This window comes from Inquilinus sp. (genome assembly GCF_057815775.1).
Map to the genome: position 1 here is coordinate 1 of NZ_JBYRFX010000095.1, position 13,770 is coordinate 13,770.

Sequence of the window (13,770 nt, forward strand, 5' to 3'; positions counted from 1 at the left end):
CGCGGCGGCCTGGGCCAGGTCAACGTCGTCGCCTCGACCCTGTTCGGCGGCATTTCCGGGTCGGCCGTGGCCGATGCCTCGGCGATCGGCGGGCTGATGATCCCGCAGATGGCGGCGCGTGGCTATGACCGCGACTATGCCGTCAACGTCACCGCCAATTCGGCGATCATCGCGCTGATGATCCCGCCATCCAACAACATGATCCTCTATTCGATCGCGGCGGGCGGCAACGTCTCGATCGCCGACCTGTTCACCGCCGGCATCATCCCCGGCCTGCTGTTGGCCGCGGCCCTGATGGTGACGGCCTATATCGTCGCGGTTCGCCGCGGCTATCCGTCCGACCCGTTCCCCGGGCTGCGTGCCGTCGGCCGCTACCTGGTGGTGGCGCTGCCCGGTATCCTCTTGATCGGCATCATCTTCGGCGGCGTTCGGTCCGGCGTGTTCACCGCCACGGAAAGCTCGTGCATCGCGGTGATCTACGCCTTCCTGATCGCCCTGCTGGTGTATCGCGAACTCGATTGGAAGAGCTTCGTCGAGGCGGTGCTGGGGGCGGTGCGCACCACCGCCATGGTGCTGCTGGTGATCGGCACCGCCGGGGCTTTCGGCTGGCTGATGGCACTGCTGCAGGTGCAGACCGCGACTGTGGCCGCGATCCACGCCATCTCCAGCGACCCGATCATGGTGCTGCTGCTGATCAATGTGGCGCTGCTGATCCTCGGCACCTTCATGGACATGGCACCGATGATCATCATCTGCACGCCGGTGCTGCTGCCGGTGGTCAAGGCCTTCGGCATCGACCCGGTGCATTTCGGCGTCATCCTGATCCTCAACGCCGGCATCGGCCTGAACACCCCGCCGGTGGGGTCGGTGCTGTTCGTCAGCTGCGCCGTCGGCAAGATCACGATCCGCGAGGCGATGCGCACGATCTGGCCGTTCTTCGGCGCCTCGCTGCTGGTGCTGCTGCTGGTCACCTACATCCCCGCCTTGTCGCTGTGGCTGCCGGCCGCGTTCCGCTGACCGACTCTTTGTTTGGTGTGAATCTCGCCGCGGGCCTTGACCCTTTCCGGCCATGCGCCTAAATGCTTGGCACTCACCGGCAGGGAGTGCTAACGCCCGCCGGAGTGGGCCTTTAAACGCAAATCTCGTCATCGAGATAAGTGGGAGAGCGACGATGCAATTCCGTCCCCTGCACGACCGTGTGCTGGTGCGCCGCATCGAACAGAACGAGAAGACCGCTGGCGGGATCATCATCCCGGACACCGCCAAGGAAAAGCCCCAGGAGGGCGAGGTCATCTCGGTCGGCGCCGGTACGCGCGACGAGGCCGGCAAGCTGGTTGCGCTGGACGTCAAGGCCGGCGACCGCATCCTGTTCGGCAAGTGGTCCGGCACCGAGGTGAAGCTCGACGGTCAGGATCTCCTGATCATGAAGGAGAGCGACATCCTCGGCATCATCACCGTGAAGAAGTCGGCCAAGGCGGCCTGATCCGCCTGTCGCCTTCACTGGAACCCCGAGACAAGTAAGGATAAAAAAGATGGCTGCGAAGGACGTTAAGTTCTCGCTCGACGCCCGGTCGCGCATGCTGCGCGGCGTCGACATCCTCGCTGATGCGGTCAAGGTCACGCTGGGCCCGAAGGGCCGCAACGTCGTCCTCGACAAGTCGTTCGGCGCACCGCGGATCACCAAGGACGGCGTCACCGTCGCCAAGGAGATCGAGCTCGCCGACAAGTTCGAGAACATGGGCGCACAGATGGTGCGCGAAGTCGCCTCGAAGACCAACGACCTGGCCGGTGACGGCACCACCACGGCGACCGTGCTGGCCCAGTCGATCGTCCGCGAGGGCGTCAAGGCTGTGGCCGCCGGCCTCAACCCGATGGACCTGAAGCGCGGCATCGACAAGGCTGTCGAAGCCGTCGTCGCCGACCTCAAGGCCCGTTCCAAGCCGATCAAGACCAACGCCGAAGTGGCGCAGGTCGGCACGATCTCGGCCAATGGCGAGCGCGACATCGGCGAGATGATCGCCAAGGCGATGGAGCGTGTCGGCAACGAGGGCGTCATCACGGTGGAAGAGGCCAAGAGCCTCGACACCGAGCTCGAAGTCGTCGAAGGCATGCAGTTCGACCGCGGCTACCTGTCGCCGTACTTCATCACCAATGCCGAGAAGATGGTCTGCGAGCTCGAGAGCCCGTACATCCTCCTGCATGAGAAGAAGCTGTCGAACCTGCAGGCCATGCTGCCGGTGCTCGAGGCGGTCGTTCAGTCGGGCAAGCCCCTGCTGATCATCGCCGAGGACGTCGAGGGCGAGGCCCTGGCCACCCTCGTGGTCAACAAGCTGCGCGGCGGCCTGAAGGTCGCGGCGGTCAAGGCCCCGGGCTTCGGCGATCGTCGCAAGGCGATGCTCGAGGACATGGCCATCCTGACCGGCGGCCAGGTGATCTCCGAGGACCTCGGCATCAAGCTCGAGAGCGTCACGCTCGACATGCTGGGCCGCTCCAAGAAGGTCCTGATCGGCAAGGAAGAGACCACGATCGTCGACGGCGCCGGCGCCAAGAAGGAGATCGAGGGTCGCTGCAACCAGATCCGCGCGCAGGTCGAGGAGACGTCCTCGGACTACGATCGTGAGAAGCTGCAGGAGCGTCTGGCCAAGCTGGCGGGCGGCGTCGCGGTGATCCGCGTCGGCGGCGCCACCGAGATCGAGGTGAAGGAGCGCAAGGATCGCGTCGACGACGCGATGCATGCGACCCGCGCCGCGGTCGAGGAAGGCGTGGTTCCGGGCGGCGGCACGGCCCTGCTCTACGCCTCCAAGGCGCTGGACAAGGTCAAGCACGACAACGACGACGAGCGGGTCGGCATCGACATCGTCCGTCGCGCCCTCCAGGCTCCGGTCCGTCAGATCGTCACCAACGCGGGCGGCGACGCCTCGATCGTTGTCGGCAAGCTGCAGGACAAGAACGACAAGAACTGGGGCTACAACGCCCAGACCAGCGAGTATGGCGATCTGATCAAGGCCGGCGTCATCGACCCGACCAAGGTCGTGCGCGCCGCGCTCCAGAACGCCGCCTCGGTGGCGAGCCTCCTGATCACCACCGAAGCGATGGTGGCCGAGCATGTCGAGCGCAAGCCGGCAGCTGCGGCCCCGGGCGGCGGCATGGGTGGCATGGGCGGCATGGGCGACATGGACTTCTGATCCAGTCCAAAAGTCCAATTGTGAAAGGGCGCTCTTCGGAGCGCCCTTTTTTTGCCATCGCGCTGGGCGATGCAAAGGTCTCGTGCGGTTTTTGAAGTCCGATTCATTGCCGGCCCGAGTATTGTGCCTAAATCAAGATTGAGGGGTCGCGGTTGCAAGGCCCGCCCGTCGAAGAAGGGGGAATCCCAGATGAACGCCAGCAGCACAGGCGAGTCGCAGCATCGCCGGCCCGTCACGCGCGCGGCCCTGGTCTTTGCGTCGGTCCTGGCGCTCGCCGCCTGCGTGCCCGCGGCACAGCAGACCGCCAGTGTCCCGACGGTCACCCAGCCTGCGACGCCGCCACTGTCCCCCTTCGTGCAGGCGATGCGCGACGCCGGCGTCAATGTCGCCATCCCGCAGCGCGGCAAGTTCATCCTGGTGAACATCCCGTCCTATGAGCTGATCGCGTTCCAGGATGGTGCCCCGGTGATCCGCAGCAAGGTCGTGGTCGGGTCCGCCGGGACCTCGACGCCCGAGCTGATGTCGAACATGTATGCGATCAAGTACAACCCGGACTGGACCCCGACGCCGTCGATCGTCCGCAACGAGGCCAGCGTCTACATCCCATCCGGGCCGCGCAGTCCGCTCGGCCGGCTGAAGCTCGAACTCGACAACGACCAGGCGATCTATCTGCACGACACGCCGCAGAAGAGCTATTTCGGCCGCGAGAAGCGGGCGCTCAGCCATGGCTGCGTCCGGGTCGAGCAGGTCCGGCAGGTGGCGGCCTGGGCCGATGAGGTCAGCGTCGACGAGATCGACAAGAGGATCCGCGCCGGCCGCATGTACACCGAGCGCCTGCCGGAAGAGATCCCGGTCTATATCGGCTACTTCACCCACTTCCCGAACGAGTTCGGCCAGGCGGTGGACTATCCCGATGTCTATGCCAACAAGGATGAGGCCCGGCAGGCCTATCTGGCGCGTGCCGCCGGCCGCCGCGAGGCGCGGGCCGCCAAGGCGGCGCAGCCGACCCCGCCGCCGGCCGAGATCATCCCCGGCCAGGCCACACCTGGCGAGACGGTGCCGGGCCAGACGGTTCCGGGTGCCGACGGCACCGTGCCGCCGGCGGTGACTCCGGACACGACCGGTACGCCGGTTGAGCCCGTCGTGCCGGCCGCCCCGGCCGTCACCCTGCCGGCTCCCGTGGTCCCGGCCGAGCCGGCGCCCGCGGTAACCCCGCCGGCGACGGCTCCCGTCGCACCGGTGGCACCGGCCGCGCCGACCACCAACTGACGGCTCGACCCAGGCGCCCGGCAACGGGCGCCTGGGCGATTCAGCCCGGCAGCACGCGCCAGACCACGGCCTCGCGCACGGCGCGATCCTCGATCTCGACGCTGGTCGGCACCTGGTGCCGGGCGAGTTCCTCCAGCCCGTCCTGCGGCCGGTAGGCGCGGCCGGGGTCGCCCAGCAGCACGGTCTTGCCGGCCGCGGCCAGGGCGCGCAGCCAGGGCATCACCCGGTCCGACATCGGCTTCTCGTAGCAGACGTCGCCAGCGCAGACGACGTCGATGCCGTCGAGCGCATCGCCGATCCGGTCGCCACCATCGGCCTCGACCGCACAGCCATTCGCCGCCGCGTTCAGCCGGATCGCCGCCACCGCGATCGCGTCGATCTCGGCCGCCACCACGGCGGCGGCGCCGGCCCGGGACGCGGCCAGGGCGACGATGCCGGAGCCGGAGGCGAAATCGAACACTCGCCGGCCGGCCACGATCCCAGGGTGGTCCAGGATGTGGCGCGCCACCGCCTGGCCGCCGACCCAGGCGAAGGCCCAATAGGGCGGCGGCAGGCCGGTGCGGTGCAGCGTCTCCTCCGTCGCCTGCCACAGCGGCGTCACCTCGGTGGCCAGCTGCAGCAGGATCTCGGGCAGCAGCGGCGTGCGGGTCGGCGCCGTGTTGGCGCGGATGAAGGCATCGATATCGGGAATCATCGCCCTTCCTACCCTGCAGGGCGGCAATGAGCCACGACGTCTTGATGTCCGGTGCCGGAACGCGGAAGATTCGAGGAAAGGCGATGGCGCAGACCTCGCCGCGGAGTGAGGAAACGAACGAGATGGCGAGTCGCCATGCACCGGCCCGACCGAAGGATGGTCCGGCCGAAGACGAGATCGGGGAGTGTAGCTCCCCACCCTGCTATCTCAATGAGATCGACCCGGCCTATGCCGGTCTGGACCCGAAGCCGAAGGCAAAGGCGAAGCCCAAGGTCAAGGCCGCGAAGCGCGACGGGGCCGCGTCATGATCCGGGTCAAGCGCGTCTATCTTCCCCCGGAGGAAGGCGACGGCTACCGCGTCCTGGTCGACCGGCTGTGGCCGCGCGGCCTGACCAAGGAGGCCGCGTCGCTCGACCTCTGGCTCAAGGCCGTGGCGCCGAGCGACGAGCTGCGCCGCTGGACCCATCAGGAACCGGAGAAATGGCCGGAGTTCTGCAGCCGCTATGGTGTCGAGCTGGACACCCATCCGAATGCGGTCGCCTTTCTGCGGCAGAAGAGCAAGGACGGCTGGGTGACGCTGCTCTACGCCCATCGCGACGAGCGGCACAACAATGCGGTGGCGCTCGCCAAGTATCTCGGCGGCTGATCAGGCCAGGGCGCGGCCGGCGATCAGGCCGAGCAGCAGGATCAGGCCGAACCAGCGGTTCGACCTGAATTTGAACAGGCAATCGGCCGGCTGGTCGGCTGCCAGCGTCGCCACTTGCCAAGCCAGCTGCGCGGCACCGATGGCCAGCGCCAGCAGGAAGGGCAGGGGCGCCAGCCCGGCCGTCAGTCCCGCCGCGCCGATCAGCAGGATGGTCAGCACATAGAAGCCGGCGACCCAGCGCCGGGTGGCGGCGCCGAACAGCCGCGCCGTCGACTTGATGCCGATGCGGGCGTCGTCCTCGATGTCCTGCAGCGCGTAGATCGTGTCGTAGCCCAGGGTCCAGCAGATCCCGGCGGCGTAGAGGATCAGCGACGGCCATGCCATCTGGCCGGTGACGGCGGTCCAGCCGACCAGCGCGCCCCAATTGAACGCCAGGCCGAGGAAGACCTGCGGCCACCAAGTGATCCGCTTCATCAGGGGATAGGTGAACAGCAGCACCAGCGACAGGATGCCGAGCCCGACGGTGACGCCGTTGAACTGGACCAGGATCAGGAAGCCCAGCAGCAGCTGGGCGATCAGGAACAGCACTGCCTGGGTCGGGCTGACCGCGCCGCTCGGGATCGGCCGGGTGCGGGTGCGGGCGACGCGGGCGTCGAAGTCGCGATCCAGGATGTCGTTCACGGTGCAGCCGGCGCCGCGCATCACCATCGCGCCGATGCCGAACAGCAGCCAGTACCACAGGTCGATCCAGCCGAATCCGCCGAATGAACCGCCCTGGGGCCGCGGCGCCATCGCCAGTCCCCACCAGCACGGATACAGCAGCAGCCAGGTGCCGATCGGCCGGTCCAGCCGGGCCAGCGTCAGATAGGGGCGGACAGGCGCCGGCGCCCAGCGGATCAGCCAGCTCTCGGCCCGGATGTCGGAGGCGGTGTCGGTCATGGCCCTGTCGCTGATATCGCCGCGATCCCGCATCACTACCTTGTTGCGGCCGCCTGACAAAGACGGAGATGGGGCGGGCGGCCTGCGCGCCTGCAGATGTAGTAGTGTGGAACAGGGTCGGTTTGACGGGAGCAGGTGCCATGGCGGCGGCGGATGAGCTCTTCGCGGGCGCAATTCCGGATCTCTACGATCGCCTGTTGGTGCCGTTGATCTTCGAGGCCTATGCGTATGACCTTGCCGAACGGGTGGCTGGGCTGGCGCCCCGCGACCTGCTGGAGGTCGCCGCCGGCACCGGTGTCCTGACACGGGCCATAGGGGCCCGGCTCGAGCCGACGGCGCGGATCACGGCAACCGACCTGAACCAGCCGATGCTCGATCGGGCGATGTCCAGGCAGGCTGACGACGGTCGAATCGTCTGGCGGCAGGCGGACGCGCTCGCGCTTCCGTTCGAAGCGCAAACCTTCGATGTCGTGGCATGCCAGTTCGGCGCGATGTTCTTTCCGGACAAGATCCAGGGTTATCGGGAAGCGCATCGTGTCTTGAAGCCGGGAGGGCACTCCCTCTTCAATGTCTGGGACAGACTCGCGGCGAATGAGTTTGCGCAGACGGTGGTGGACGCGGTGGCGGAGTTGTTTCCGGACGATCCACCCCGCTTCATCGCAAGAACGCCGCATGGCTATTGGGATCCCGAGGTAATCCACGCCGAACTGGTCGCCGCAGGGTTCCGATCAGTCGCGATCGAGACGTTGGACCAGAGAAGTCGGGGCACCTCCGCGCACGATGTCGCGATCGCCTATTGCCAGGGAACACCGCTCAGAACCGAAATCGAGGCCCGGGTTCCGTCAGGCCTGGAAGCCGCGACCCAAAGCGTGTCGGAGGCCCTCGCGCGGCGATTTGGAAATGGCGCCATCGAAGGCGGGATCAGCGCCCACATCGTGGTCGCCGCCCGGTAGGCGCCCTCGCCTCTGCCTGAAGCAACCCCTGTCGTCCCAAGGACGCGTTGCCGGCCGGGCGGCCAGCGGCTAGCGTCGGGCATGACCTCGCCGACCGATGCCCTGCCGCGCACCCGCCTGTTCGTCGACGCCCCGTTGGCCGCCGGGCAGGCGGTGCCGCTGTCCGATGCCCAGGCGCATCATCTGCGCAGCGTGCTGCGGCTGCCCCCGGGCGAGGGCCTGCGCCTGTTCAACCCGCGCGACGGCGAATGGCTGGCCCGGCTCGACGCCCTGGGCAAGTCAGGCGGCAGTGCTGCGGTCGAACGGCAGTTGCGGGCGCCCGCGCCCGCCCCGGACCTCTGGCTCTGCTTCGCGCCGGTGAAAAAGGATGCGGTCGATGCGGTGGTGGAGAAGGGCACGGAGCTCGGCGCCGCCGTGCTGCAGCCGGTCTTCACCCGCTTCACCGATGTCCAGCGCGTCAACCTCGACCGGCTGCGCGCCCATGCCGTCGGCGCGGCCGAGCAATGCGAACGGCTGGATGTGCCCGATGTGCGCGATCCGCTGCGGCTCGACGCCCTGCTCGCGGCCTGGCCGGCCGGCCGGTCGCTGCTGGTCTGCGCCGAGGCCGGCACCGCCCGTCCGATCGCCGAAGTGGCGGCGGAAGCCGCCGGCCCGGCCGGTCTGCTGATCGGGCCGGAGGGCGGTTTTGCGGCCGCGGAACTCGACCTTTTGCGCCGTCACGAATTTGTTCGACCCGTCGGCCTCGGCCCTCGTATTCTTCGCGCCGACACGGCGGCCATCGCCGCGCTCGCGGTCTGGCAGATGCTCGCCGGCGACGGGCGCGGCCGGCCGCCGCATCGCCTCTGATCCCAACCCCGTCCCGACACCCGAGTGGTCGCCCATGTCCGGTCCCCAGAGCGCCAGCGCCGCACCGATCCAGAGCAAGGCGCAGCTCGTCGACTATCTCGCTTCCGGATCGAAGCCGCCCGAGGATTGGCGGATCGGCACCGAGCACGAGAAGTTCGCCTTCCGGCTGTCCGACCTGAAGCCGCTGCCCTATGAGGGGCCGGACGGCATCCGCGCGGTGCTCGAAGGCCTCGCCGGCCATGGCTGGGAGCGGGTCGAGGAAGAGGGCAACCTGATCGCGCTGATCCGCGACAAGGCTTCGGTGACGCTCGAGCCGGGCGGCCAGGTCGAGCTGTCGGGCGCGCCGCTGCGCAGCATCCACGAGACCTGTGCCGAGGTGGCCGACCATCTCGACCTGGTGAAGCGGGTCGGCACCGAACTCGGCATCGGCATGATCGGCCTGGGCTTCCAGCCGAAATGGCCGCGCTCCGCCATCGGCTGGATGCCGAAGGGCCGCTACAAGATCATGCGCGACTACATGCCGAAGCGCGGCTCGCTCGGCCTCGACATGATGGCCCGCACCTGCACGGTGCAGGTCAATCTCGACTTCGCCTCCGAAGCCGACATGGTCAAGAAGTTCCGGGCCAGCCTGGCGCTGCAGCCGATCGCCACGGCGCTGTTCGCCAATTCGCCCTTCATCGAGGGCAAGCCGAACGGGTTCCAGAGCTTCCGCAGCCACATCTGGACCGACACCGACCCGGACCGCACCGGCGACCTGCCCTTCGTGTTCGAGGACGGCTTCGGCTTCGAGCGCTATGTCGACTACCTGCTCGACGTGCCGATGTACTTCGTCTACCGCGACGGCCGCTACATCGACGCGTCCGGCCAGAACTTCCGCGCCTTCCTGAAGGGCGAGCTGCCGGTCTATCCCGGCCATCTGCCGACGCTGAACGACTGGGCCGACCACCTGACCACGGCCTTCCCCGAGGTGCGGCTGAAGAAGTTCCTGGAGATGCGCGGCGCCGATGGGGGGCCCTGGTCCCGCCTGTGCGCCCTGCCGGCGCTGTGGGTCGGGCTGCTGTATGACGGCACCGCGCTCGACGCCGCCTGGGACCTGGTCAAGGACTGGACCACGGAAGAGCGGGCGGCGCTGCGCCGCGACGTGCCGCGCCTCGGCTTGGCCACCCCGTTCCGCGGCGGCACCGTGCGCGACGTGGCGCTGCGGGTGCTGGCGATCGCCCGGCACGGCCTCGCGGCCCGCGCCGCGACCGATGCGATCGGCGGAACCGAGGAAGGCTTCCTCAACGACCTGCAGCAGATCGCCGAGTCTGGCGAAAGCCAGGCGTCGGAGATGCTGCGCCGGTACGAGACCGAATGGGGCGGCTCGGTCGACCCGATCTTCTCGTCCTACGCCTACTGATCCGGCGCATAGCGATCCGGCAGCCGTCGGTGAAATATTGGGCATCGACGGGCCGGAGTCGCCGATTTTTGCTTGCGGTCGGTGGCACATGGCTTGCTTGATGATGTGGTCGAGCAGGGACGTGCCGGAGGGATTGTGCAGGCATTCGACGAGATGGGTGGGGATCCGGTCCGGTCCCCCTATGCGGCCCTGGCGGATTGGCTGGCGGCGACGCCGAACTCGGTGTTCGAACTCAAGCGCCGGGAGGCGGAGGCGCTGTTCCGCCGCATCGGCATCACCTTTGCCGTCTATGGCGAGGGCGGCGATCCCGAGCGGCTGATCCCGTTCGACATCATGCCGCGGGTGCTCGCTGCGGATGAATGGCGGCACCTGGAGCAGGGGCTGGCCCAGCGGGTCAAGGCCCTCAACGCCTTCCTGTATGACGTCTATCACGGCCAGGACATCCTGCGCGCCGGCAAGGTGCCGGAGCGGCTGGTGCTGCACAATCCGGGCTACCTGCCGGAGATGCAGGGGCTGGACCCGCCCGGCGGCATCTACACCCACATTGCCGGCATCGACATCGTCCGGGTCGGTCCGAACGACTTCTATGTGCTGGAGGACAATGCCCGGACCCCGTCCGGCGTGTCCTACATGCTGGAAGGCCGCGAGATGATGATGCGGCTGTTCCCGGACCTGTTCGCCCGGCACAGCGTCGCCCCGGTCGAACACTACCCGCAGGAGCTGCTGGCCACGCTGGCCTCGATCGCGCCGCGCAACTGCGACGGCGAACCGACGGTCGCGCTGCTGACCCCCGGCATCTACAACAGCGCCTATTTCGAGCACAGCTTCCTGGCCGACCGGATGGGGATCGAGCTGGTCGAAGGCTCGGATCTGTTCGTCCGCGACGCCGTGGTCTACATGCGCACCACCCGCGGGCCGAAGCGGGTCGACGTGATCTACCGCCGGATCGACGACGACTTCATCGATCCCCTGGTGTTCAACCCGGACTCCATGCTTGGCGTGCCCGGCCTGTACCACGCCTACCGCGCCGGCAACGTCGCCCTGGCCAATGCCATGGGCACCGGCATTGCCGACAACAAGGCGATGTACATCCACGTCCCGGCGATGATCCGCTTCTATCTCGGCGAGGAGCCGATCCTGAAGAACGTCCCGACCTGGGACTGCTCCAAGCCCGAGGAATGCAGCCACGTCCTCGGCAAGCTCGACGAGTTGGTGGTGAAGGAAGTGTCCGGGTCGGGCGGCTACGGCATGCTGGTCGGGCCGACCGCCAGCCGGGCCGAGCGCGTGGCTTATGCCGAACGGGTCAAGGCCAACCCCGACCTGTTCATCGCCCAGCCGACCCTGGCGCTGTCGACCTGCCCGACCTTCGTCGAGCAGGGCGTGGCACCCCGGCATGTCGACCTGCGCCCCTTCGTGCTGACTGGCGACGACCGGGTCCGGATCGTGCCGGGCGGGCTGACCCGGGTCGCCCTGCGCGAAGGCTCCCTGGTGGTCAATTCCAGCCAGGGCGGCGGGACAAAAGACACTTGGGTGCTGACGGAATGACGGTGCCGGGACGCAGGATGGTCGGAACCAAGTCAGGATTTTCGGGATGCTGAGCCGCACCGCCGACAGCCTCTACTGGCTCGGCCGCTATATCGAGCGCGCCGAGAATCTCGCCCGGATCCTGGAGGTCGCCGACCGCATGGCGCTGACGCCGAACAGCGGCAGCGAGCGCAAGGACGAATGGCACTCCGCCGTGGTCATCTCCGGCTGCCAGGACGGCTTCTATGAGAAGCACGAGTTGGCGACGGCGGAGGCGGTGGTCGACTACATCGTGCTCGACCCCGACAATCCGTCCAGCATCCGTTCCTCCCTGCAGCGGGCACGGACCAACGGGCGGGCGGTGCGCGCGGCGCTGACCCGGCCGATGTGGGAGACGCTGAACGCCACCTGGCTCGACCTCGAAGGCGGCAAGGACGCACTGATCCGCGACGGCGACCTGCGCGGCTTCCTGGAATGGGTCAAGGAACGGGCGATGCTGTTCCAGGGCGCGGTCGTCACCACCATGCTGCGCGACGACGCCCACATCTTCCTGCAGCTCGGCACCTTCCTGGAACGGGCCGACAGCACGGCCCGGCTGCTCGACGTCAAATACCATGTGCTGTTGCCGGCGGATGAAGAGGTCGGCGGCAGCCTCGACTTCTACCAGTGGACGGCGATCCTGCGCGGCGCCTCGGCGCTCGGCAGCTACGCCTATCTCTACCGCGACGGCATCAAGCCCGGCCAGGTGGCCGAACTCCTGGTGCTGCGGCCGGAAATGCCGCGCTCCCTCGCCGGCTGTCTCGCCGGCATGGTGGACCTGCTGGGGCGGCTCGCCGACAGCTACGGCGGCAAGCATGAATGCCAGCGTCTGGCTGGGGAGATGTATTCGCGCTTGCGCTACGGCCGCATCGACACGATTTTCGAGACTGGATTGCACGAATACCTGACCGGCTTCATCCAGCAGAACACCATCCTCGGCCTCGAGGTCAGCAAGGCCTACCTGATCTGACCCGGCCCTTATCACATGCGCTTGCTCATCCGCCACGAGACCCGTTACCGCTACGACACGCCGGTCGCGCGCAGCCTGCAGATGCTGCGCCTGACCCCGCGGTCGCATGACGGGCAGGAGGTGCTGCGCTGGCGCGTGGTGCCGCCGGCCGGGGCGAACCTGGCCCCCGGCGACGACGCCTATGGCAATGCCGTCGACATGCTGATGCTGGAGCGGCCGCATGACTCGCTGACCCTGGTGGTCGAGGGCGAGGTCATCACCCACGACACCCAGGGCGTGGTGACCGGCACGACGGAGCTGTTCCCGCCCCTGTTCTATCTCCGCCCGTCGCCCCTGGCCGGGGCCGATGCGGCCCTGATTGAGCTGGCGGAGACGACGGCCGCCGTCACCGGCCCGAACCCCATCGACCTCGCCCATGGGCTGATGATGGCGGTGCGGGACCGCATCGCCTTCCAGCCCGGCTTCACCGAGACCACGACCACGGCGGCCGAGGCGCTCGCCGCCGGCACGGGGGTGTGCCAGGATCACACCCATGTGTTCATCGCCTGTGCCCGGCATCTCGGCCTGCCGGCCCGCTATGTCGGCGGCTATCTGCTCATGGCCGACGGCAGCGTCGACCAGGCGGCGGGCCATGCCTGGGCCGAGGCTCATATCGACGGGCTCGGCTGGGTCGGCTTCGATGCCGCCAACGGGCTGTGCCCGACCGAACATTATGTCCGCGTCGCCATCGGCCTCGACTACCGCGACGCAGCACCCGTCCGCGGCCTGCGCCATGGCGGCGGCGGCGAGGCGCTGGAAGTCACGGTCAGCGTCGGCCAGCAGCAGCAGACCCAGACGCAGGCCTGACCCATCGATTCCCTCGACGTTGCTCCCGGATCGCTTCGCATGACCTATGGCCTCGGACTCCTGCTCGACGAAGGGCTGGTGATGATCTCCGACACCCGCACCAATGCCGGGGTCGACAACATCTCCACCTTCCGCAAGATGCATATCTGGGAGCGGCCGGGCGACCGGGTGATGATCCTGCTCACCGCCGGCAATCTGGCGATCACCCAGTCGGTCGTGGCGCTGCTGTCCGAGGCGGCGGATGCCAAGGACGGGCCGGAGAGCCTGCTGTCCGCGCCGTCGATGTTCCGCTGTGCCGAGCTGGTGGGCGAGGCGGTGCGCGCGGTCTGGGACCGCGACGGCCCGGCGATGGAGCAGCATGCCGGCGGCTTCAACGCCTCCTTCCTGCTCGGCGGCCAGATCGTCGGGCGGCGCTGCCGGCTGTTCGAGATCTACCAGGCCGGCAACTTCATCGAGGCGA

14 protein-coding genes and 1 pseudogene are annotated in these 13,770 nt (G+C 68.1%); 13 read left to right on the forward strand and 2 right to left on the reverse strand.

What is annotated here, in order from left to right; genetic code table 11:
- The 4 genes from AC3XYG_RS03425 to AC3XYG_RS03440 form a co-directional block, all read left to right on the forward strand.
- Positions 1–1,017, forward strand: a 1,017-nt coding sequence (locus AC3XYG_RS03425; protein ID WP_489138411.1) for a TRAP transporter large permease, incomplete at its 5' end; no start/stop codon positions are given.
- 154 nt (positions 1,018–1,171) lie between these two features.
- A complete protein-coding gene (gene groES, locus AC3XYG_RS03430) occupies positions 1,172–1,483 on the forward strand; it encodes a co-chaperone GroES (RefSeq protein WP_489138412.1) in 312 nt (103 codons plus the stop codon).
- A 49-nt stretch (positions 1,484–1,532) separates the two neighbouring features.
- Positions 1,533–3,185 (forward strand): chaperonin GroEL, encoded by a 1,653-nt coding sequence (gene groL / locus AC3XYG_RS03435; protein WP_489138413.1) that lies wholly within the window; start codon positions 1,533–1,535, stop codon positions 3,183–3,185.
- A gap of 189 nt (positions 3,186–3,374) precedes the next feature.
- The gene (locus AC3XYG_RS03440) at positions 3,375–4,454 is read left to right on the forward strand and encodes a L,D-transpeptidase family protein (RefSeq protein ID WP_489138414.1); all 1,080 of its coding nucleotides are present in this window, start codon (positions 3,375–3,377) and stop codon (positions 4,452–4,454) included.
- 40 nt (positions 4,455–4,494) lie between these two features.
- Here AC3XYG_RS03440 and AC3XYG_RS03445 read toward each other — a convergent pair whose 3' ends face one another.
- A complete protein-coding gene (locus AC3XYG_RS03445) occupies positions 4,495–5,148 on the reverse strand; it encodes a class I SAM-dependent methyltransferase (protein WP_489138415.1) in 654 nt (217 codons plus the stop codon).
- Between the two features lie 26 nt (positions 5,149–5,174).
- On the opposite strand from AC3XYG_RS03445, the gene AC3XYG_RS03450 reads away from it, so the two are divergent.
- Positions 5,175–5,456: a hypothetical protein gene (locus tag AC3XYG_RS03450; protein WP_489138416.1), complete on the forward strand. Its 282-nt coding sequence runs from the start codon at positions 5,175–5,177 to the stop codon at positions 5,454–5,456.
- Positions 5,453–5,794, forward strand: coding sequence for a DUF488 domain-containing protein (locus AC3XYG_RS03455; protein ID WP_489138417.1), 342 nt, complete (start codon positions 5,453–5,455; stop codon positions 5,792–5,794). The genes AC3XYG_RS03450 and AC3XYG_RS03455 overlap by 4 nt, the downstream gene beginning before the upstream one ends.
- Here the strand turns inward: AC3XYG_RS03455 and ubiA are convergent, their stop codons facing one another.
- Positions 5,795–6,733 carry a 4-hydroxybenzoate octaprenyltransferase gene (ubiA, locus tag AC3XYG_RS03460; protein WP_489138418.1) on the reverse strand — a complete coding sequence of 313 codons (939 nt, stop codon included), beginning with the start codon at positions 6,731–6,733 and terminating at the stop codon, positions 5,795–5,797.
- 140 nt (positions 6,734–6,873) lie between these two features.
- Here ubiA and AC3XYG_RS03465 point away from each other — a divergent pair, with 140 nt between their 5' ends.
- From AC3XYG_RS03465 to AC3XYG_RS03495, 7 genes and pseudogenes are all read left to right on the forward strand, one after another.
- Positions 6,874–7,686, forward strand: a complete 813-nt coding sequence (locus AC3XYG_RS03465) for a methyltransferase domain-containing protein (RefSeq protein ID WP_489138419.1) — start codon at positions 6,874–6,876, stop codon at positions 7,684–7,686.
- 81 nt (positions 7,687–7,767) lie between these two features.
- Complete coding sequence (locus AC3XYG_RS03470) at positions 7,768–8,532, forward strand: 16S rRNA (uracil(1498)-N(3))-methyltransferase (RefSeq protein ID WP_489138420.1); 765 nt, start codon at positions 7,768–7,770, stop codon at positions 8,530–8,532.
- A gap of 34 nt (positions 8,533–8,566) precedes the next feature.
- Complete coding sequence (locus AC3XYG_RS03475; RefSeq protein ID WP_489138421.1) at positions 8,567–9,931, forward strand: glutamate--cysteine ligase; 1,365 nt, start codon at positions 8,567–8,569, stop codon at positions 9,929–9,931.
- Between the two features lie 153 nt (positions 9,932–10,084).
- Positions 10,085–11,476, forward strand: coding sequence for a circularly permuted type 2 ATP-grasp protein (locus tag AC3XYG_RS03480; protein WP_489138424.1), 1,392 nt, complete (start codon positions 10,085–10,087; stop codon positions 11,474–11,476).
- A gap of 46 nt (positions 11,477–11,522) precedes the next feature.
- Complete coding sequence (locus AC3XYG_RS03485) at positions 11,523–12,464, forward strand: alpha-E domain-containing protein (RefSeq protein ID WP_489138422.1); 942 nt, start codon at positions 11,523–11,525, stop codon at positions 12,462–12,464.
- Between the two features lie 15 nt (positions 12,465–12,479).
- Entirely contained in the window at positions 12,480–13,310 is an 831-nt protein-coding gene (locus AC3XYG_RS03490; protein ID WP_489138423.1) for a transglutaminase family protein, read from the forward strand.
- A 39-nt stretch (positions 13,311–13,349) separates the two neighbouring features.
- Positions 13,350–13,770 (forward strand): annotated as a pseudogene (locus AC3XYG_RS03495) (peptidase); the annotation flags it as partial.

Excerpts from the sequence above, each read along its gene's own strand:
- groES (WP_489138412.1), top strand. The coding sequence starts at position 1,172 with ATGCAATTCCGTCCCCTGCACGACCGTGTGCTGGTGCGCCGCATCGAA.
- groL (WP_489138413.1), top strand. The coding sequence starts at position 1,533 with ATGGCTGCGAAGGACGTTAAGTTCTCGCTCGACGCCCGGTCGCGCATG.
- AC3XYG_RS03440 (WP_489138414.1), top strand. The coding sequence starts at position 3,375 with ATGAACGCCAGCAGCACAGGCGAGTCGCAGCATCGCCGGCCCGTCACG.
- AC3XYG_RS03445 (WP_489138415.1), bottom strand. The coding sequence starts at position 5,148 with ATGATTCCCGATATCGATGCCTTCATCCGCGCCAACACGGCGCCGACC.
- AC3XYG_RS03450 (WP_489138416.1), top strand. The coding sequence starts at position 5,175 with ATGAGCCACGACGTCTTGATGTCCGGTGCCGGAACGCGGAAGATTCGA.
- AC3XYG_RS03455 (WP_489138417.1), top strand. The coding sequence starts at position 5,453 with ATGATCCGGGTCAAGCGCGTCTATCTTCCCCCGGAGGAAGGCGACGGC.
- ubiA (WP_489138418.1), bottom strand. The coding sequence starts at position 6,733 with ATGACCGACACCGCCTCCGACATCCGGGCCGAGAGCTGGCTGATCCGC.
- AC3XYG_RS03465 (WP_489138419.1), top strand. The coding sequence starts at position 6,874 with ATGGCGGCGGCGGATGAGCTCTTCGCGGGCGCAATTCCGGATCTCTAC.
- AC3XYG_RS03470 (WP_489138420.1), top strand. The coding sequence starts at position 7,768 with ATGACCTCGCCGACCGATGCCCTGCCGCGCACCCGCCTGTTCGTCGAC.
- AC3XYG_RS03475 (WP_489138421.1), top strand. The coding sequence starts at position 8,567 with ATGTCCGGTCCCCAGAGCGCCAGCGCCGCACCGATCCAGAGCAAGGCG.
- AC3XYG_RS03480 (WP_489138424.1), top strand. The coding sequence starts at position 10,085 with ATGGGTGGGGATCCGGTCCGGTCCCCCTATGCGGCCCTGGCGGATTGG.
- AC3XYG_RS03485 (WP_489138422.1), top strand. The coding sequence starts at position 11,523 with ATGCTGAGCCGCACCGCCGACAGCCTCTACTGGCTCGGCCGCTATATC.
- AC3XYG_RS03490 (WP_489138423.1), top strand. The coding sequence starts at position 12,480 with ATGCGCTTGCTCATCCGCCACGAGACCCGTTACCGCTACGACACGCCG.